This is a genomic window from Undibacterium sp. TC4M20W (assembly GCF_049340245.1).
In the GTDB taxonomy this organism is placed as follows: domain Bacteria; phylum Pseudomonadota; class Gammaproteobacteria; order Burkholderiales; family Burkholderiaceae_D; genus Undibacterium.
On the sequence record NZ_JBMPPI010000041.1, the window covers coordinates 1 to 18,315 of the forward strand.

The following is an 18,315-nucleotide window of genomic DNA, read 5'->3' on the forward strand; positions in this document are numbered from 1 at the left end:
AGCAAGTATTGGCAGTAATCCAGTCGGCTCGGACGTTTTGATGTCATGTCCCTTAGTTTACTGACTTGAAAGCTGCTTTGGGTTTACATCATTTTTAAAATAGCTCACTTTTTTTGCGTAAGTCCTATTAATGATTGGAGTGATGGTGGAGTTGTTTTCGCCATTGCTGATAACAAGCCAGATAATGAGTACGAGATTGTATGAACAGATTCCTCGGATTTGTATCGGCTTATAGATGGCCAACAATTGCCGAAAGATATCTCTCGATTCGACAACTTCAGTGTGTGGGTTGCAGATCGGGTGGAATTCGAAAGAGAAAATACGTTTTAACGTACCGATGTTACTGTCCCCTCATTTTGCCATCACAACTGGTGCGTTGTAAGAACCTCACCTACCAGTTTCGGTGTAAGCATCTCGGGACAGGCATAGTCATATCATTCATATCCTTGCTTGTTAAAACAGCTTCGCGCACGTAGTACTCACTGTTAGAATTCTCAGGCAGCCCAGGCATACTTTAGCGTTGCTTCATTTAAGCGTTCACGGCGAATTAATGCGCTTTATTGCCTGGGCTTGCACCTTCTTTGCCATTTGCTTATGCATGGCTTCACGGGCGTAACTTGGCACCCTTGCATCTGGCAAGCTGACATGGGCCGCGCGTTCTGGTGAATTTCAAAAAATCCTCACTACGTCTCAATCGACGGTGGCAAATAATAATCATTTATCTTTATTGCCAAATAATAATCCTGTATATTTGCTTGCAAATTCCCCGTAAGACCTCCCTCCAGAAAGGATACCTGTATGCACCATGCATTGCGTAGTTCTTTGTTTCTGCTGGCTTTGATCGGTGGCCAGGCTGTTGCCTCGACCAGTCATTCTTTGGGTATAGAGCGCAAGCAGTATGGCGAGTCGATTGCCTATGACATGAATGCAGCAGGGCAGGTTGCTGCCGTCATCAAGGAAAAAGATGGTACGCCTCACGCCGTGTTCTTTGAAAAGGGTAAACTTGTCAAACTGGAGTTGCCGGGCGAAACCGAGAGCGAAGCCAAGCGCATCAATGATAAGGGCGAGATCGTCGGTTCATCAAAAAAAGGGGAAATATGGCGCGCATTTATCCGCACCCGCGATCATGGCACCCAGGACCTGGGCACTCTGGGTGGCCCCAATAGTTATGGTGCTGCACTCAATCAGACTGGCCAGGCTGCCGGGTTCTCTGATACGCCTGAACGTGACTGGCATGCCTTTCTATATACCCCCGGTGAAGCGCTAAAAGACTTGGGTACGCTGGGCGGCAGGGTTAGTTATGCGAGCGGCATCAATAACCAGGGGCAGGTAGTTGGTTCTTCCATGATCACCGATGGCACGCGCCGGGCATTCCTCTATGATGCTGCCAGCGGCATGAGAGACCTGGGCACTTTGGGTGGCCGCACCAGTTCAGCAACGGCTATCAACGACCATGGCATCGTCGTGGGGGCTTCGGAAATGAAAGACCGCCGCTGGCATGCCTTCATGCACGATGGCAAGCAGATGATAGACCTCGGTGCCAAAATCGGCTTTGGCGACAGCTTTGCCACCGGCATCAATAACGAAGGCCATGTGGTTGGCGTAGTTGATACTGCAGACCTGCGCCTGTCCTTTGTCTGGCGCGACAATAAGATGACGCTGCACGCGGCCGGCAAAAGCCTGTACCTGACCAATGCCATCAACGATGGTGGCCAGGTCATCGGCGCAAGTTATGACCGTGGCCTGTATGCCGCTACCATGCCCTCGAATGCCGTTCCTTTCGTGGATATGGGCGGCAATAAAATCCTCGGTTTTAATGTAGTCATGCTATTGGTGGCCCTGACTATCGCGATTTTCCGCAAACGGCTCAAGGGTTTGTTCTTTGAGAACAAGCTGTTTTTTGGGGCTTGAGATTGCAGCAGGCATGCAGCAAGCAGATAAGGCTTATCTGCCTGCAAGCCCCATAGCTGGTGAGTATAAAAAATGTCTGTTCGTGTCAGTTAAAGCAAACCAACAAGCTGATTTCACCTGGGCTGGCGATTAATTTGAGCCAGCTTTTTATTTAGTATGACAATATAGATTACGCATGCAAACCAAATATCAACTGACATTCGTATTAAGCATAGTATTGAGCGCGGCATTCTCTTTCCCGGCTTATGGCAGAGCGGGACCAGTGCGTAGTGCCGAATATGACAAATGTATAAAGAAAGCTGAAGCAGTGGATCCGGCAATTCTGGATTGCATTTCTGCCGAATATAGCCGTGCAGACAAACGCCTGAACAATGCATATAAAAAGTTGATGGGTACGCTCAAAGCCGATCGAAAAAAAGACCTGCAGGAAGTACAGCGTCTATGACTGAAATTTAGCGATGCCAACTGCCAGTTTTATTATGATCCCGACGGCGGTACCTCTGCCAGAATGAGTGCAAATGAATGCTCCGTCACGGCCAGGGTAAACAGAGCCGAAGAACTGGAATCACTTACCCAGTTTTAATCGCCTGCCAATAGGCAGAGTTAAAGACTGCATGCAGCTATGTAGTTTGGATTAGCCCCTGTCCATGCATCAACAGAGTTACAACTGATAATCAATGGGTATTAATCTGCATCATTTAAGTATCCTTGATGTGAGATTTACCTTGTCTGCGTCACCGGATAACAGGATGTACAGACAAGCTCACATGGGATAATCATCGCTGGATTCAATGATAAAAGAAATGATGAGCATGAATACACATTGGGAGGAAAGACTGGCAGCTCTGTGGGCAGAGTTTGACGCGACAGAAGCACAGACCTTCATTGCACGCATTGACGCACTGGCTGCAGAGTTGCCACCTGATGCCGCCATAGGGTTATTTGAACGCGGCGGCGCACGGGATTCTTGCGGTTTTACTGAACTGGCGATTCCCCTGTATAAAGCTGCTCTTGAAAACGGCCTGACAGGTTTGCGACGCCGCCGGGCGAATGTACAAATGGCCAGCTCCATCCGTCACCTGGGTGATCCGCAAACGGCGGCTGACCTGTTGTTTGTTGAAATGCAGCAAGGCAGTGATGAACTCGACGGTGCAGTGCGCGGCTTTCTGGCCCTGGCGCTGGCTGATCTGGGACGCGAACGTGAGGCACTTGCGCTTAGCCTGACAGCGCTGGCAGGATATTTGCCGCGCTACAATCGTTCGCTGGCGCGGTATGCTCAGGGGCTGGCAAAAAATACGGACGTTGCCTAATATCAGAGAAATTTTTACATAACATGCCGACGAAAAAACTAAAAACCTTGCTCGCAAGCTTGCTACTTGGCACTGTCTGCATCACCGCCTTTGCCGATACCAGACTCAAAATCATCACGCAAACCGGGGCGCTGGCTTTTACTGTGGATGATGACTGGGCTGTACTGAACATGCAATCCAAACTGCCAGTGGCTGCCGCAGTTTTCCAGTTACCCAATCCGGCAGACAGGCAAACGGCTGACTCGACCAATCTGATATTGAAATTTTATGACCTCAATACTGACGCAGGGCGCACTGCCTATGATGTGCCGGTAAAACAGTATGGTAGTAACGCACCCAAGACAGAAAATGTTGATGCATGGACTATATTCCGTCAAGAAGCCCTGCAAGGCGCGACGCGCTATACCATCCTCGATGCCCGAAGAGACCAGGTCGCAGATTCAACAAACATATCAGCGACGGCACGTTTGGCCTGGCCTCACTTGAAAGGCAATGCGAAAAAATATGATGCGTTGATGGAAGCCAGGTTTCGCAAATTTCTTCATTCTGTGCAAGGTGAATTGGGGCCATATAGACCACAAGAAAATGAAGTCATAAGAAGACCTGTGCAATAAGAATTTAAGCTCACATGAGGCGACAGTAAGGACGCGAATCTGAAATTGCCCCCTTACTTTGCAGTGCAAAATAATTGACTGTTATCGCGCCTCTAGGTTTTACAGCGGAAACATCTGAGCAGCAACTTGTTCCCAACTATTGCGCGGCCCGTCAGCAGGCACTTGCTGCATACAAAAAGTCACATCAGAGTCAGGCCTGATCAGCATATAGGCAGTCAGTTGGCGTTGCAGTTCTGCTGCGCTGATATTTGTTATTTCACCATAAGACTGCAACAGCGCCTGCAGCAGCAAGGGATTGCCTTGTGCCATGAAGATCATCGGTGTCAGGAGTTCAAACCTGTCGCTATTGCCGACGATGGCATCGCCAAAATCCAGCAGGCCCGAGAGCCGCCATTGACCCTGTTCCTGCTTTGCCATCAGGTTCCACGGATGGATATCCATATGGATAAATCGCAAGTCACCTGCTTTGGCAAAGTCTCCGGCAGCTTCGATATAGGGCATGACTTGCGCCAGCAATGTTTCCGGCATTTTCCTGCGCTGGTGTCTAGCCATGCAATCGGTAATCAGATCGCGTATATAGTTTGGCCAATCGACCTTGATGGCGATATCCGCGTCAAACTTCACACTGCCGAGTTCACGCACAAGCTGGCCAGTTTGCAGCATGATGGATCGCTTCTGTTCGATATCCAGCGATGGCCAGATGTCCGCAAGCAAAGTGCCTTGCAAGCGACTGAAGATCACAAACACCCAGTGATCGATTTCACCGCTGGCGATGAGCCTGGGTGTCTGCAATGACAGTTTGCCTTCCAGCAGCGGTGCCACCAGAATTTCTTTGTCACCCTGACGTCGCCAGTTCGGTGGCACGAGTTTGACTATCACGCCCTCACCCAATCCAAACAAGGCATTCGCACCCAGAGGGATTTTCTCCCAAGGTTCAGCAGGCAGGTCGAATGCCTGTTGCAGGTACTTCAACACAGGCATCCAGGCTGTCAAAGGCGCATTTGCTATGAAGTCGTTACAGGCAGCATTGTCGAGATTTTGTGGCAGGCAATTGAGGACTATTGTCATTGAACTTCAAGCGAAGAAAAGCGGTTGGTGGTGGAGTCAGAAGTACAAAATCCTCAAATCAAGGCTACTTGCTGTTAGACGGCGCTGAAGTTTTGGTTTGAGAATTTTTTAAGCCGTTTACATTGTCCGTATTTTATTTGATAAAGCAACCGAATAGACTATAGCCCCTAAGTCGATCCAAGATTTGCTAACACTTTCGACTGAAATATCTCGCAATATTTTTTCTGAAGAATTCTCAATAAATTCAGTCACTTTTTGTCGAACACTTTCGAAGAGGGGAGGACTAAAATAACCTTCGCAATCAATTTTGCAAGGACACTTGGATTTAATCGTAATATTTGCATAGTATTTTTCTATACCTTTTGCAGCTACCCAACTTTTGCAGGTGCCATTTTTTAAATCAATGTACTTGTAAATATGAGTACTTTCATCATCTTCATAAATAGATTTTAAAATGGCAATGCTATCTAAAATCGTGTCGCGATCTTTTGACGCAGGAAGTGACAATGTTCCGTGAATTAGGAGTGGAATAGGAATAATGTTCTCTAATTCACGTTCTTCCATTTGATGAAAGTAGGAAATTCCTTTCATTTGCTCAACGATATCATGACATTTACTTATACTTGGCGAGCCATTGTGATCCGGTGATATCTTGTCACTGTCAATAATGCATAGTATTGGTGCAACGCCATCTTTTATCCGCTGTGTTAAAACTACTGGAGCATTTCCACATCCACCTGACATTTCAGCTATAAATCGCTGCATTTTTGGGTCAAGTTTTTTTGATATTGCGAAGTATTTACTTGCTACTTGAAAAGTGTCTACGTCGCCGATATGTTCCCCAATTATTTTGGAAGGTTGAGAAAGCCAAGATACCGCATATTGAAGATCGCAAATCCATTTGAATGATTCGTCATTTTTCTCAATTGTTAAGCCAATTGAGGCTTTATTTTTAATTTCGACATAAAGTCTAGTTGCGCTTATCAAAGAAGATAAATTATCAGATTGTGTGGATATTGTTTTAAGCGTTTCTTGAGATCTATTGCTGATTTTCCCAAGAAAATTTTGAGAAATTAAGTGCACTGTTTTTTTTGATGCCGCAACGTAATGCAATAATTTTGAATGCAACATAAGCAAATCATCTAAATTACGAATATCATTTTCGGAGAAAGAATTTGATTCGACTGCCAAATTTTCGTTTAAAAAAATAAGCATAAAATTTAATTTAAACCGAAAGAAAACCGTATGGCCAATTCGTTAATTGACCATCCTCATCGTAACTAGATTGGGTAATTTTTGTTTCAAAAGATTCGCGTTGCTCAAATAATAAAAGTTGAATACTATTTCGATCAAATTTTTCTTCAATTATTAAATCACCAATTTCATTTATCATTGATTGACTGTGCGTTTCAATGATGAATGTGATGTTTCTGGTCGCATCGACTTTTGTTGTTTTCGCGATTAGGCGAGCAAGTTTTCTTTGCATTGCCGGATGTAGATGCAGTTCTGGTTGTTCCCATACCAGAATCGTATTTCCATGATAAACACGTCCGGCAATCCTAGCATGTGGTGACGATGAAACCCAAGCTTGAACTGCCAATGGCAGTACTTGAGAGAAACCAAATCCCATATCTGCCATGTTGTCTAATCGACCTGTGGTTAAGTCTAAGAGATTAACCATTACATGGCCTTGTTCTCCATCTTCTCCAGCTAATATTACATTGACGTCCAATGTTTCGCTAAGCCATTTGTTTAAATGTACTAATTTTTCTTTTGTGAGTGAAACTAAAAGGAACGCCAAATTTGAACCTTCGGGGTCAATATTGTCCACTGCTAGCTCTTGCTTCCTATAATACCGTTGTGCTGTAGCACGTATAGGTCGAATGTAGTTAACTGTGGAAAAATGTTGTCGCAAAGATAGGTCTATGTCTTTAATGAGTGATCCACTGGCGGCCAATAGAACTAACGTATGGAAATTTTGAAGTATCGTCTCATTAAGTTTGATCGTATATAAAAAATCTTTCCATGTCTTATAGTGATATGGCAGAGCATTACAATATGAAAGGAGATCGATTTCATCTCCAACGACATTTAATTTTGTGCAAATTTCATGAATTCGTTCATTCGCCAATCGTTGATGTAAGTGTCTTCTTAAAAAATAAAAGAGGCGCGTATGCATTGGCGAATATGCAGGAACTAATACATCATTTTGTTTTGAGAAATATTCAGTGGAGGGCGCCAGAAATCCGATTGTATTTTCTTGACTGTATTGGCTAGTAACTTTGATCGTAGTATCTCTACATTGCGCCTCGATCAATTGACCTGATGCGTCAAACGAATACAAAATTGAAACACTCGCAACAGAAATAATTAACTTATTACATCTCGATCTAGAGCTGTCTGTTTCTTCACTAATGAGTGTAATGTTAAAGCTTATTTCTCCATCTCTAAGGTGATGAACTCTGTTTCCATATCGGAGTGTGTTATTTTTAGGAGATAGATCTTTTTTTTCGATTTCAAGTAAGAAATCAAATATTACTTGTTTGTCAGTTGCATGACGAGACAGAATATTTTTGAAGGTACCAAAATCAACTAAATCACCGTTCCATAAGATGGGCGTTCTTTTTTGTACTTTTGCACCTTGATTAAAGATTGGCCACATTCTTGCAAATGAACTTTTCCCAATACTATTCTTACCGACTAACAAATTAATCGGTTTCAGCGTAATGTGACCTGTATCAAGAAAACTACGAAAATTTGTAGCTCGGAAGCTTTTTATTTTCATTTCTAATTTTTCCAGAAAGTTATTATTTGAGATAAAGGATCTTTTATATGAGCAATGTTATTGTGTTTTTGCCTAAGGATATTTGATCATACTGCATTTTTAATAATATGCAGATGATTAGTATTTGATGATCAAGTAATAGACGAATTGAACTGTAATGAACTCGATTTAAAATCATGTAAAGAGTGATATGTTAATGGTGAAATTGGCAATATCTCATATTTATTTAGACATCTTTAAAGCAAACGCATCTTCAGTGTCATAAAGTCCAAAAATCTTCTGGTATGGCCTAATGATTCATTGGTAATGGCATAGAACAATGCAGTGCTGACGACCTAATTGGGGACGTCTAATCTGACTAAGACTTTCATCTTAACTTGGGTAATTGCCCTAACTCAAACGCCTGTGCCTGACCAGCACCTGTTCCTGCGCCTTGAAATGCGCAGCGAGTTTTTCCACCATATACACTGAGCGATGCTGGCCGCCGGTGCAGCCTATCGCGACTGTCAGGTAGCTGCGGTTGTCGCGCTTGAAGGCGGGTAGCCATTTTGTGATGAATTGCTCGATGTCGGCAAACATGTCATCGACCATCGGCTGTTCTTTGAGGAACTGGATCACGGGTTCATCGCGGCCTGTCAGCGGGCGCATGATGGGGTCGTAGTGGGGATTGGGCAGCATGCGGACGTCGAAGACAAAGTCGGCATCCAGCGGCACGCCTATCTTGAAGGCGAAGGATTCAAACATCAGGGTCAGCGGAGTGTGGCCTATTTCTATGACGTCCTTGACCCAGGCGCGCAGTTTGTTGGCACTAAGATCGCTGGTGTCGATGACGTGGGCGACCAGTTGTATGCCTGAGAGAATTTCGCGTTCTTCCTGTATGCATTCAGTCAGGCTGAGCCTGTCGCCGGGCTCTTTGTCGAGACCCAGCCGGTGCGACAGCGGGTGGCTGCGGCGGGTTTCTGAAAAACGGGCGACCAGGGATTCTGTGCTGGCGGTCAGGAACAGGACTTTGACATCATGCCCTTCTGCACGCAATGTGCGTATGGAGTCTGGCAAATGCGTGAGCTGATTGGCGCTGCGGCTGTCAATGGCGATGGCCGCTGACGGCACGCCTTCCTTGATGAGCGTATTGACCAGGTCTGCCAATAAACTGGGCGGCAGGTTATCGACGCAATAGTAGCCTGCATCTTCAACCACATTCAGGGCGACCGATTTACCGGAGCCGGAGATACCAGAGATAAGCAGGATTTCCATGGGATGTACTCAACAGGTATTTAGTCACCGTTTTCCATGGCGCGGCGTTGCCGTTCCATGAAATCTTCCAGCGTATTAATACCACGTAATTGCAGGATGGTATTGCGCACAGCCGCTTCCAGAAGTACCGCGATATTGCGGCCTGCAGCAACCGGGATCACGACTTTTCTGATAGGCAGGCCCAGCACTTCTTCAGTCTGCGAATCTATCGGCAGGCGTTCGTAATTTTCTTCGAGGGTACTGCGGCGTACCAGATGCACGATGAGTTTCAGGCGCATCTTGCGGCGCACTGCGGTTTCACCAAAGATGGTCTTGATATCGAGCAGGCCCAGGCCGCGCACTTCCAACAGGTTTTGCAGCAGCTCGTGACAGCGGCCTTCTATCATGTTCGGGGCAATGCGCGAAAATTCGACGGCATCATCGGCCACCAGGCCATGGCTGCGTGAAATCAGTTCCAGCCCGAGCTCACTTTTGCCCAGACCGGATTCACCAGTGATCAACACACCTACACCCAACACATCCATGAAGACGCCATGCATGGTGATTTTTTGTGCGAGTTTTTTCGACAGATAGACGCGCAGATAATCAATGACCTGTGCAGATGGATAAGGCGTAGAAAACAGCGGGATATTATTGTCGTCGCAAGTCGTCAAAAACGCTGGTGGCGATTCCAGACCCTGTGCCACGATCAGGGCAGGTGGCGCACCGGCGACGAGTTCACGCATGAGGTTATTGCGCGACGCATTCGACAGGCGGTTGTAATACGACAGTTCCTGGTGCCCCAGCACCTGTATGCGGCCAGGGTGGATCAGGTTCAAATGCCCGACCTGGTCGGCAGAAGACGCCGCATCACCTGTAATTTGCTTGTCGGCGCCAGCAAAACCCGCAAACCAGCCCAGTTGCATGGTGTCGCGGTTATCGTCGTAGATTTTTTGTACCGTGAGTTCTGTCAATGATGGCATGGCTATGTGGGTTGAATCTGACGATGTCTTGGTTGTCTGGGGGTATTTTGCTTGCTTGAAGTATCAGGAAACGCAGGGAGCTTGAGCTTGATCAGACTGCCGCAGGCGAATACGCAGCGGGCAGCCCTGTCACAGTCTGTCATGCTGTGCCTGGCAGGTTCGGACGCCAGGCCATGATTTTTTCATATATCGCAGCGGCGCTGGTTTCAGTATTGAGTGTATCGCGGAAAGTTTCGTTCGACAGCATCTCTGCCACTTCAGACAAAATTTCCAGATGCTGTTGCGTGACATTGTCAGGCATGAGCAAGAAAATCAACAGGCTGACTGGCTGGCTGTCTGGCGATTCAAAAGGAATAGCTTCCTTGAGCCTGACCAGGGCCGCAATCGGTGCCTTCAGGCCCTTGATGCGGCCGTGCGGGATGGCTACGCCATGGCCGAGGCCAGTAGAGCCCAGGCGTTCACGCGCAAACAGGTTATCAGAGACAACCGAGCGCGCTATGCTGCAATTATTTTCGAATAACAGCCCGGCCTGTTCAAATGCTCTTTTTTTGCTGGAGACTTCCAGATTCAGGAGTACGTTGTTCAGAGGCAGGATTTTTGCAATATTCGTCATGGTGCAAGATCGTTTTACAGCGAAATGGTGCAATGCACAAAATTAGGTTTTGACAAATTATAGGCTTCTTTTGGCCGATTTGCGCAAAACTTGACAACACTTTTAACGAACGTTGTCTCTCAGTAATTTTTCAAATTTATCAACAGGCAGGGGTTGACTGAAATAAAAGCCTTGCATCTCCTGACAACCAGAGTCGGCCAGGAAGAACATCTGGTCGGCTTTTTCCACCCCTTCGGCTGTGACACTCATACCCAGCGCATTGGCCATGGCAATGATGGCGTGCGTCAGTACAACAGAATCGGGGTTGCCCGGGATATCGCGGATGAAAGAACGGTCTATCTTGAGGTTATCAATAGGGAAACGTTGTAAATAAGATAGTGAAGAGAAGCCTGTCCCAAAATCATCCAGGGAAATGCTGACACCGAGTTTTTTGATCGCATCAAAGACCGGCAGCAGCAAGTCTATGTCACCCATCAGCAAGCCTTCGGTAATCTCCAGCTGCAGTGCAGATGGTGGCAAGCCGATTTCTTGCAGGGTTTGTTCTATATATTTGGGCAGGCCAGGGTCCTGGAATTGCTTGGGCGAGATATTCACGCTGATGACCATGTCCGGCGAATATTGCTCGCGCCATAGCTGGGTTTGCAGACATGCCTGGCGCAAGATCCAGCGGCCCAGTGGCAGGATGAGGCCAATTTCTTCTGATATAGGGATAAATTCGTTAGGCGGTACCAGGCCAACGTCTGGCATTTGCCAGCGTATCAGCGCTTCTGCACCAACGATCTGCGAGGTGCTGAGGCTGATCTTGGGCTGGTAATACACCAGGAATTCATTGTCAGTCAGGGCGCGGCGCAGATTGGTTTCCAGCGCATAGCGGTGCTGGGCGCGTACATTCAGTTCTGTGGTGAAGAACTGGTAGTTGTTGCGGCCCAGTTCCTTGGCATGGTACATCGCCGAATCAGCGCAGCGCAGCAGCGTAGGGCCGTCTTCACCATCATGTGGATAAACACTGATGCCGATAGAGGTACCGAGGTGATATTCATTGCCCTCAATCACGAAAGGATCGCGCATACGGGCCAGTACACGCTCAGCCAGGTCCTTGAGTTGCATGGCATCTTCAAAGGCTTCGGCAACGATGACGAATTCATCACCACCAAGGCGGGCCAGCATGTCTGTCGTGCGTATGCACGAACTCAGGCGCGACGATACATCACGCAGGAGTGTATCGCCCGCAGCATGGCCAGCAGTGTCATTGACGTTCTTGAACCTGTCGAGGTCAAGAAAGAGCAAGGCCAGGCGGTGCTGAGTGCGTTTGGCACCGGCCAGTGCTTTGACCAGGCGCTGGTTCAGTTGATGGCGGTTCGGCAAACCAGTCAGGGCATCGTAAGAAGCCATGAAATGCAATTGCCTTTGCGTCTCGCGCACTTCTGTGGTATCGGTGAAGGAAATCAATACGGCAGATACCGTGGCGCTACTTTTTTTATTGATAGGCAGTACATTCACCAAGAGCCAGACAACGGAGCCATCACGCAACTCCACTCCCATGGATAAATTCAATATTGGGGTTTTACTGCGGAAGACCACGGAAGCCGGATCATCCCCCATACGTATCGCTTGTCCTTCGTCACCGAGTATGTTCTTGAAATAACGGTGACGCCTGCCAACGGTGCTGATGTCATCAATTTTAAGAATACGTTGGGCGCTGGGATTGCAGGTCAGGATCTGGCCGCTGGGGCCTATCACCATGATACCTTCACTGAGATTGGTGACCACGGAGCGATAGCGTTCTTCGCTTTCCTCCAGGCTTTGTTCCATGTTCTTTTTATCGATGGCCAGACCGATGAGGTCACATGCATCCATCATCATCGCCTGCTCATCTTCATTCGGGCTGTGTACCATCTGGTGATACACATCGACCGTGCCCAGCAGGGTGTTGAAAGCCGTCGTAATCGGCAAAGACCAGCATGAACGCAAGCCGTAGCGCAGCGCCGGTTCACGCAAATTTTTCCACAGCGGGCTGACTGCAATATCCTGGACTATCGTGGTGCGCTGGTAATAAATCGCGGCGGAGGCTGAGCCCGAACTGGTATCGACTGGCAGATTACCAAGCAAGGCGCAAAAACCATCTGGCAGCGAAGGGCCGGCACCAAAACTCAGTTGCTGGGTGCTGTCGTCATATAGCGTGATGGCGCACAAGGCGCCATTGTCGAGCAAGCGTTCCATACGATCGCAGACGTCTTCCAGAATATCGGTCAGCGGTTTGTCGAGCGCAATCATCTCGAGAATTTCTTTCTCGTGATGCAGGGCTTCATGGACGCGGCTGGATTTATAACGGACTTGGTCGATCAGGGGCAGGGCGGTGACGGTAGCGCTGGAACGTGAACTGCTGCGGGGAGTGATTTCTCGCGCCGTCAGCAAGATGGCGGTTTGTTCATTGAAATTGAATTGGGTAGCGCGGACTTCTATATCGAGCAATTGACCATCAAGCCGTATGCACTGGCAAGTGTGTTTGCTCTGTGCCCCGTCCTGCCGCAGTTTTTGCAGTATGGTTTTGGCACCTTCATGATGCCGCCCATGCAAAAAAGCTTCTGGCTTCAGGCCTATGAGCTGCTGCGGGTCACCGGCATGCATGAGTTCTGCACCTGCCGGATTGGCATACACGAGATTGTCGTCGATGAGCACATACATCGCATCCGGGTTATGTTCCAGCAAGGCCATATGCCAGTCTTGACTGGCGACAGGCTCGCGTGTACTAGTACTTGAAAACGGGACCGGAATTATCACGACGACAATCTATAAAACGAATAAGTCTGGATACTTTACATCAAGCAAGTTCTAAGGACAATGATGGTAATTAGCTAGCATATTAAAAACACATTAGCCTGCGGTAGATAAAAAAACACCTCTTGCAAAATTGTACTTCCCTGGCCGGACTTTATTTCAAGCGCTTATTTTAAATCGATACGCACGAACATGAACAAGACGTCGCCATTACCCTTGTTCTTGGAAAAGCGCGGGACATAGGTTGCCATCAGCTTGGTATTGCGTGTGCCTATCGACGCCACTGGCAAAATGACTGGAAAGGGTATGCCACCAAAGTAATCGGTGCGGCTAATTAACGAGCCAGTCAGGCCACCACCAACTTCGATCTTGTCACCTAGCGGCTTCATCCATTGATAGACATAGCCTGCCATAGGTTGTGGCTTAAAGTGTGAATCAGAAATCATCATGGCATAGACGGATTCTTCATTGTCTTCCTTGGTGCGTATGGCTTTGCTAAAGCCCAAACCCCAGGTGTTTTCATTGAGCTCTGCAATTCTTTCCCTGGTGTAAGTGCCGCGGCCATGGTGGGTATGGCCAGCCAGCATCAGTGACAAGTCGCCTTCATCCAGGATTTTATTGGCTTTGGCTTTGGCGCTATCCCACCAGCCCATATCTTCCTGGACTGGGGCGCCAGTTGTTTGCGCCTGGGATGCTGTGCACAGCAAAAAAGCGGAGGCGCACAAGACAGCGCGCAAGGAGAAATATTTGAATTTCAACATAATATTGCTTACAAATGGATACAAAAAATGAGTGTGAGAGGGATGCAGCCACACATACTGGTACGCTTACTGGCGTGCATTCCGGCGATTGTCCGGGCCCTGGCCCGTACTGAAATTGCTGCGCCATGGGTTGATGTCCAGTCCACCGCGACGTGTATAACGTGCATAGACTGACAATTTCTGCGGTTTGCAGTGGCGCATGATATCGACAAAGATGCGTTCCACACATTGCTCGTGGAACTCATTATGGTCGCGGAAGCCTATCAAATACTGCAACAGGCCTTCCTGGTTGATTTGCGGGCCTACATACTGAATTTGCACGCTGCCCCAGTCTGGCTGGCCAGTTACCAGGCAGTTGGACTTCAGCAAATGCGAGATCAGGGTTTCTTCTACCGGTGACTCATCAACATTGGCGGTCAGCAGCGATGGGTTGGGGGTATAGCTATCGACTTCAATATCTAACCTGTCGAGCAACTGGCCTTGCAGTTCATGCATGGCTAATTTGTCGAACTGGTCAGGCGTAGTCAGTTTGACCTGCACTGCCGCACCAAAACCTGCAGATAAATCTGCCTGCAACAGACTGACCAGCGCATCTGTACCCGCCAGGCGGGTCTGGTTGAAAGAATTCAGGTAAAGCTTGAAAGACTTTGATTCGATGATGTTCGGCGAATCTGCTGGTACTGTAATGGCAGCAATCGCCACCTGCGGTTTGCCACGCAGGTTTAGCCACGAAATTTCATAGGCATTCCAGATATCCACACCAAAGAAAGGCAGGCTGCTGCCAAGGCCTATTTCTTCCCTTTTTCCGGAACGGGAGATAGGGAAGAGCAGGCTGGCATCATATTCGGACTTGTAAGTCGCGGGCTTGCCCAGTAAAGAATGTTCAGGCGTATTTGGTGCGGAATCTGTCATGTTGTCTGCGTTGCGTAATGTATTACTTAAGATCTGCGTTACTTAAGGCTATGAGCTGTATCAGCCCAAAAATAATTGATAAACGGGATTCTTACTTTCATCCCAGTAACGATAGCCCAGGGTTGCCAAAAATTCGCGGAAAGCCTTCATTTCTTTCTTTGGAACCTGTAAACCAACTAAAGTTCTGCCGTAATCTGCCCCATGGTTGCGATAGTGGAACAAACTGATGTTCCAGTTCGGTGCCATGCTGTTCAAAAAGCGCATCAGCGCACCAGGGCGTTCAGGGAATTCAAAGCGATACAGCAATTCATCCTTGGCCAGGCTGCTCTTGCCACCCACCAGATGGCGGATATGCAATTTCGCCAGCTCGTCATGTGTCAAATCCAGGGTAGGGAAGCCGTGCTTTTCAAAATTCTTGGCAATTTTGCCAGATTCCAGCTTATCGTGCGTTTGAATGCCCACAAAAATATGCGCGGCTTTTTCATCACTGATGCGGTAATTGAATTCTGTGACATTGCGCGCGCCTATCAATTCACAGAAACGGCGGAAGCTGCCGCGTTCTTCTGGTATGGTCACGGCAAATACGGCTTCACGCGCTTCACCGACTTCGGCACGCTCGGCAACAAAGCGCAGGCGGTCAAAGTTCATGTTGGCACCGCAGGCGATGGTGACCAGCGTTTCATTCTTCAGCGGCTTCTTGCTGGCCTTGGCGCGTTCTATATAGGCCTTGCAACCGGCTACTGCCAGGGCACCGGCAGGTTCCAGTATGCTGCGGGTGTCCTGGAACACGTCCTTGATGGCGGCGCAGACGGCATCTGTATCAACCGTAATCACTTCATCAACATACAGCTTGGCCAGACGGAAGGTTTCTTCGCCCACCAGCTTGACGGCTGTGCCGTCAGAGAACAAGCCAACATCCGTCAGGGTCACGCGTTTGCCCGCTTTCAGGCTGCGTGCCATGGCATCTGAATCAGTCGTTTGCACACCGATGATCTTGATATCCGGGCGCACTGCCTTGACGTAAGCTGCCACGCCAGAGATCAGGCCGCCACCACCGATGGCGACAAAGATCGCATGGATGGGTTCAGCATGCTGGCGCAAAATCTCCATGCCAACCGTGCCCTGGCCAGCGATAACGTCAGGGTCATCGAAAGGATGGACGAAGGTCAGCTTGCGTTTCTTTTCCAGCTCCAGCGCATGGCCGTAAGCATCGGTGTAAGAATCACCAAACAGGACGATTTCAACCAGATCACCACCATGGGTGCGCACGGCATCAATCTTGACAGGCGGCGTGGTGGTCGGCATGACAATGACTGCCTTGCAACCCTTCTTGCTGGCGCTCAGGGCCACGCCTTGTGCATGGTTACCTGCCGAGGCACAGATGACGCCGCGCTTGAGTTGCGCTGGCGTGAGATGGGCAATCTTGTTATAAGCACCGCGCAGCTTGAAGCTGAACACGCTTTGCATGTCTTCGCGTTTGAAATAAATTCGGTTATCCATGCGAGCCGACAGGCTGGTGGCATATTCCAGCGGGGTTTCAAATGCGACGTCATAGACGCGCGCTGTCAGGATCTTCTTCAGATAATCGGTGCTCATGGATGTCTTATTGTTAGGTAAATATGGCTGATCTACTCGTGATCCAGGGCTAATTTAGCCCTAAGTAACGACATAGTGATTCGAAATTACAGCCGCCATTATAATGTATGCCTTTTACAGCCATATCAAACCACGATGATAGAAGCCGCAGTCCATTGGTTATTAAGCGTTCTGGCACTGCCTGAAATTGGTTTGAGTTCGGTATTCCTCATCAGCTTTATCTCGGCCACCTTGTTGCCATTAGGCTCAGAACCTGCCGTATTTGCCGTCATCAAGGCCAACCCGGCGATTTTTTGGCAAGTCATCATCGTCGCCACAATAGGCAATACCCTGGGTGGCATGGTCGACTATGGCATGGGCTATGCCGCCAAAAAAGCCTTTGACCGTGAACGCGAAAGTTACTGGTATCGCTGGCTACAGCATTTTGGCCCCAAGACCATGCTGCTGGCCTGGCTGCCAGGCATCGGTGACCCTATCTGTACCCTGGCAGGCTGGTTGCGCATGCCATTCTGGCCCAGTGTGTTTTATATGGCAGTGGGCAAGTGCCTGCGTTATATCGTCATCACCTGGCTGTTATTGAAAGTGCCAGAGGGGTTCTGGACCAAAATCGCCAATTTCATATTCTGATCAGACATGGGCAGAGGTAAATACTATGGCTGGTGGCGGCGCGCAGGTGAGGGGCTGGAAGCCGCTTTCTATCAAGAAAACTGGGCAGCACGCATTGCCTATGCCCTGAAGCTGCAAGGCGGCTTGCATATAGACAGGCGTGATTTTTACCTGCCCCTGCCTGCGGGCTTTCATTGCAAACTGGCCTTCATTTCAGATTTGCATGCAGGCCCGTTGACGGACGTGCGCTTGCTGGAACAAGCCTTTGCCGCCATTGCTGCTTTTGCGCCGGATGTCATCCTGTTTGGCGGCGATTTCGTCTCGCTGCATGCCCGACATATGCAACATCTGATTAAACCATTGGGTTTGCTCAATCCAGCTACCCCCAAGTTTGCCGTCATGGGTAATCACGACTTGTGGCTCGATGATGTGCATATCAGCAATTGTCTCAGGGATGCAGGTGTCCAGGTCTTGATTAACCAAAACACACGCCTGCCCACCCCCTTTGATGCGATTTCGATTTGCGGCCTGGATGAACCCGGCGTCGGTATGCCAGACGCAGACCAGACTTTTGCCGGGGCAGGTGATGTACGTTTGTTGCTCATGCATTCGCCGCTGGGTCTCAAACTTGTGGCTGGGCATGATTTTCAAATTGCATTTTGCGGCCATACCCATGGCGGACAAATCGCCACGCCGAGTGGCAAGCCGCTGGTCTTGCCACCAGGCTCAGGTGAGCGCCGTTATGCCCGGGGCTTGTTTGTCTTGCCAGACGGGCGTCAATTGCTGACCAGCCAGGGCATAGGCATGAGTGATTTGCCAATACGCCTGTTTGCTCCTTCCGAAGTGCATTTATGTCATTTGTATTCTTCGCTGGATGTAGTAGAACAGAATGGCAGCCAAGCTAAATCAGGTCAGCAGGCCAGGTAGTTAATGTATAGACAAATTCGCTTAAAAATTTTGTGCCTTTTGTCGGGATGTCACAATGTTTGACTATAATGCTTGCCGGAAAGTAGTCAGAAAAGCGGTATCCGCACGATGACTCAGTGTAAGCCCAAAGCAAGCACAACGCAAATTTTATACGCTCACGCAGGTTTTTTAATAAAGATACATGCCCCAGCATGTGGCATGTCATGCGCTCAACAAGG

The 18,315-nt window shown here is 48.5% G+C and carries 16 protein-coding genes; 6 read left to right on the forward strand and 10 right to left on the reverse strand.

What is annotated here, in order from left to right; all coding sequences use genetic code 11:
* Positions 1-798 precede the first annotated feature (798 nt).
* The 4 genes from ACO0LL_RS27970 (at position 799) to ACO0LL_RS27985 (ending at position 3,835) form a co-directional block, all read left to right on the forward strand.
* A complete protein-coding gene (locus ACO0LL_RS27970; RefSeq protein ID WP_422954101.1) occupies positions 799-1,911 on the forward strand; it encodes an HAF repeat-containing protein in 1,113 nt (370 codons plus the stop codon).
* A 175-nt stretch (positions 1,912-2,086) separates the two neighbouring features.
* Positions 2,087-2,356, forward strand: a complete 270-nt coding sequence (locus ACO0LL_RS27975) for a lysozyme inhibitor LprI family protein (protein WP_422954102.1) — start codon at positions 2,087-2,089, stop codon at positions 2,354-2,356.
* A 361-nt stretch (positions 2,357-2,717) separates the two neighbouring features.
* Positions 2,718-3,221 (forward strand): tetratricopeptide repeat protein, encoded by a 504-nt coding sequence (locus tag ACO0LL_RS27980; protein WP_422954103.1) that lies wholly within the window; start codon positions 2,718-2,720, stop codon positions 3,219-3,221.
* Positions 3,222-3,244: 23 nt separating this feature from the next.
* Positions 3,245-3,835 carry a hypothetical protein gene (locus ACO0LL_RS27985; protein WP_422954104.1) on the forward strand — a complete coding sequence of 197 codons (591 nt, stop codon included), beginning with the start codon at positions 3,245-3,247 and terminating at the stop codon, positions 3,833-3,835.
* A 99-nt stretch (positions 3,836-3,934) separates the two neighbouring features.
* Here ACO0LL_RS27985 and ACO0LL_RS27990 read toward each other — a convergent pair whose 3' ends face one another.
* From ACO0LL_RS27990 to ilvA, 10 genes are all read right to left on the reverse strand, one after another.
* Positions 3,935-4,903: a phosphotransferase family protein gene (locus ACO0LL_RS27990; protein ID WP_422954105.1), complete on the reverse strand. Its 969-nt coding sequence runs from the start codon at positions 4,901-4,903 to the stop codon at positions 3,935-3,937.
* Between the two features lie 117 nt (positions 4,904-5,020).
* Positions 5,021-6,118 (reverse strand): hypothetical protein, encoded by a 1,098-nt coding sequence (locus tag ACO0LL_RS27995; protein ID WP_422954106.1) that lies wholly within the window; start codon positions 6,116-6,118, stop codon positions 5,021-5,023.
* Between the two features lie 10 nt (positions 6,119-6,128).
* Positions 6,129-7,688 (reverse strand): AAA family ATPase, encoded by a 1,560-nt coding sequence (locus ACO0LL_RS28000; RefSeq protein WP_422954107.1) that lies wholly within the window; start codon positions 7,686-7,688, stop codon positions 6,129-6,131.
* Between the two features lie 390 nt (positions 7,689-8,078).
* A complete protein-coding gene (gene rapZ, locus ACO0LL_RS28005) occupies positions 8,079-8,942 on the reverse strand; it encodes an RNase adapter RapZ (protein WP_422954108.1) in 864 nt (287 codons plus the stop codon).
* A gap of 20 nt (positions 8,943-8,962) precedes the next feature.
* The gene (gene hprK / locus ACO0LL_RS28010; RefSeq protein WP_422954109.1) at positions 8,963-9,904 is read right to left on the reverse strand and encodes an HPr(Ser) kinase/phosphatase; all 942 of its coding nucleotides are present in this window, start codon (positions 9,902-9,904) and stop codon (positions 8,963-8,965) included.
* Positions 9,905-10,043: 139 nt separating this feature from the next.
* Entirely contained in the window at positions 10,044-10,517 is a 474-nt protein-coding gene (locus tag ACO0LL_RS28015; protein WP_422954110.1) for a PTS sugar transporter subunit IIA, read from the reverse strand.
* 102 nt (positions 10,518-10,619) lie between these two features.
* Positions 10,620-13,298, reverse strand: coding sequence for an EAL domain-containing protein (locus ACO0LL_RS28020; RefSeq protein ID WP_422954111.1), 2,679 nt, complete (start codon positions 13,296-13,298; stop codon positions 10,620-10,622).
* A 164-nt stretch (positions 13,299-13,462) separates the two neighbouring features.
* Entirely contained in the window at positions 13,463-14,056 is a 594-nt protein-coding gene (locus ACO0LL_RS28025; RefSeq protein ID WP_422954112.1) for a hypothetical protein, read from the reverse strand.
* A 66-nt stretch (positions 14,057-14,122) separates the two neighbouring features.
* A complete protein-coding gene (gene queF / locus ACO0LL_RS28030) occupies positions 14,123-14,968 on the reverse strand; it encodes an NADPH-dependent 7-cyano-7-deazaguanine reductase QueF (protein ID WP_422954113.1) in 846 nt (281 codons plus the stop codon).
* Positions 14,969-15,028: 60 nt separating this feature from the next.
* Complete coding sequence (gene ilvA / locus ACO0LL_RS28035; RefSeq protein ID WP_422954142.1) at positions 15,029-16,618, reverse strand: threonine ammonia-lyase, biosynthetic; 1,590 nt, start codon at positions 16,616-16,618, stop codon at positions 15,029-15,031.
* 81 nt (positions 16,619-16,699) lie between these two features.
* Between ilvA and ACO0LL_RS28040 the strand changes: the two genes are divergently transcribed.
* Together ACO0LL_RS28040 and ACO0LL_RS28045 are read left to right on the forward strand one after the other, a co-directional pair.
* Positions 16,700-17,191 carry a YqaA family protein gene (locus tag ACO0LL_RS28040; RefSeq protein ID WP_422954114.1) on the forward strand — a complete coding sequence of 164 codons (492 nt, stop codon included), beginning with the start codon at positions 16,700-16,702 and terminating at the stop codon, positions 17,189-17,191.
* A 6-nt stretch (positions 17,192-17,197) separates the two neighbouring features.
* Positions 17,198-18,097 (forward strand): metallophosphoesterase, encoded by a 900-nt coding sequence (locus ACO0LL_RS28045; RefSeq protein ID WP_422954115.1) that lies wholly within the window; start codon positions 17,198-17,200, stop codon positions 18,095-18,097.
* The last annotated feature ends 218 nt before the right edge of the window (positions 18,098-18,315 follow it).

What these genes read in the sequence shown, in the direction of transcription:
- ACO0LL_RS27975 (WP_422954102.1), top strand. Translation starts at nt 2,087, where the DNA reads ATGCAAACCAAATATCAACTGACATTCGTATTAAGCATAGTATTGAGC.
- ACO0LL_RS27985 (WP_422954104.1), top strand. Translation starts at nt 3,245, where the DNA reads ATGCCGACGAAAAAACTAAAAACCTTGCTCGCAAGCTTGCTACTTGGC.
- ACO0LL_RS28000 (WP_422954107.1), bottom strand. Translation starts at nt 7,688, where the DNA reads ATGAAAATAAAAAGCTTCCGAGCTACAAATTTTCGTAGTTTTCTTGAT.
- ACO0LL_RS28045 (WP_422954115.1), top strand. Translation starts at nt 17,198, where the DNA reads ATGGGCAGAGGTAAATACTATGGCTGGTGGCGGCGCGCAGGTGAGGGG.
- rapZ (WP_422954108.1), bottom strand. Translation starts at nt 8,942, where the DNA reads ATGGAAATCCTGCTTATCTCTGGTATCTCCGGCTCCGGTAAATCGGTC.
- hprK (WP_422954109.1), bottom strand. Translation starts at nt 9,904, where the DNA reads ATGCCATCATTGACAGAACTCACGGTACAAAAAATCTACGACGATAAC.
- queF (WP_422954113.1), bottom strand. Translation starts at nt 14,968, where the DNA reads ATGACAGATTCCGCACCAAATACGCCTGAACATTCTTTACTGGGCAAG.
- ACO0LL_RS28040 (WP_422954114.1), top strand. Translation starts at nt 16,700, where the DNA reads ATGATAGAAGCCGCAGTCCATTGGTTATTAAGCGTTCTGGCACTGCCT.
- ACO0LL_RS27980 (WP_422954103.1), top strand. Translation starts at nt 2,718, where the DNA reads ATGAGCATGAATACACATTGGGAGGAAAGACTGGCAGCTCTGTGGGCA.
- ACO0LL_RS27990 (WP_422954105.1), bottom strand. Translation starts at nt 4,903, where the DNA reads ATGACAATAGTCCTCAATTGCCTGCCACAAAATCTCGACAATGCTGCC.
- ACO0LL_RS28025 (WP_422954112.1), bottom strand. Translation starts at nt 14,056, where the DNA reads ATGTTGAAATTCAAATATTTCTCCTTGCGCGCTGTCTTGTGCGCCTCC.
- ACO0LL_RS27995 (WP_422954106.1), bottom strand. Translation starts at nt 6,118, where the DNA reads ATGCTTATTTTTTTAAACGAAAATTTGGCAGTCGAATCAAATTCTTTC.
- ACO0LL_RS28015 (WP_422954110.1), bottom strand. Translation starts at nt 10,517, where the DNA reads ATGACGAATATTGCAAAAATCCTGCCTCTGAACAACGTACTCCTGAAT.
- ACO0LL_RS27970 (WP_422954101.1), top strand. Translation starts at nt 799, where the DNA reads ATGCACCATGCATTGCGTAGTTCTTTGTTTCTGCTGGCTTTGATCGGT.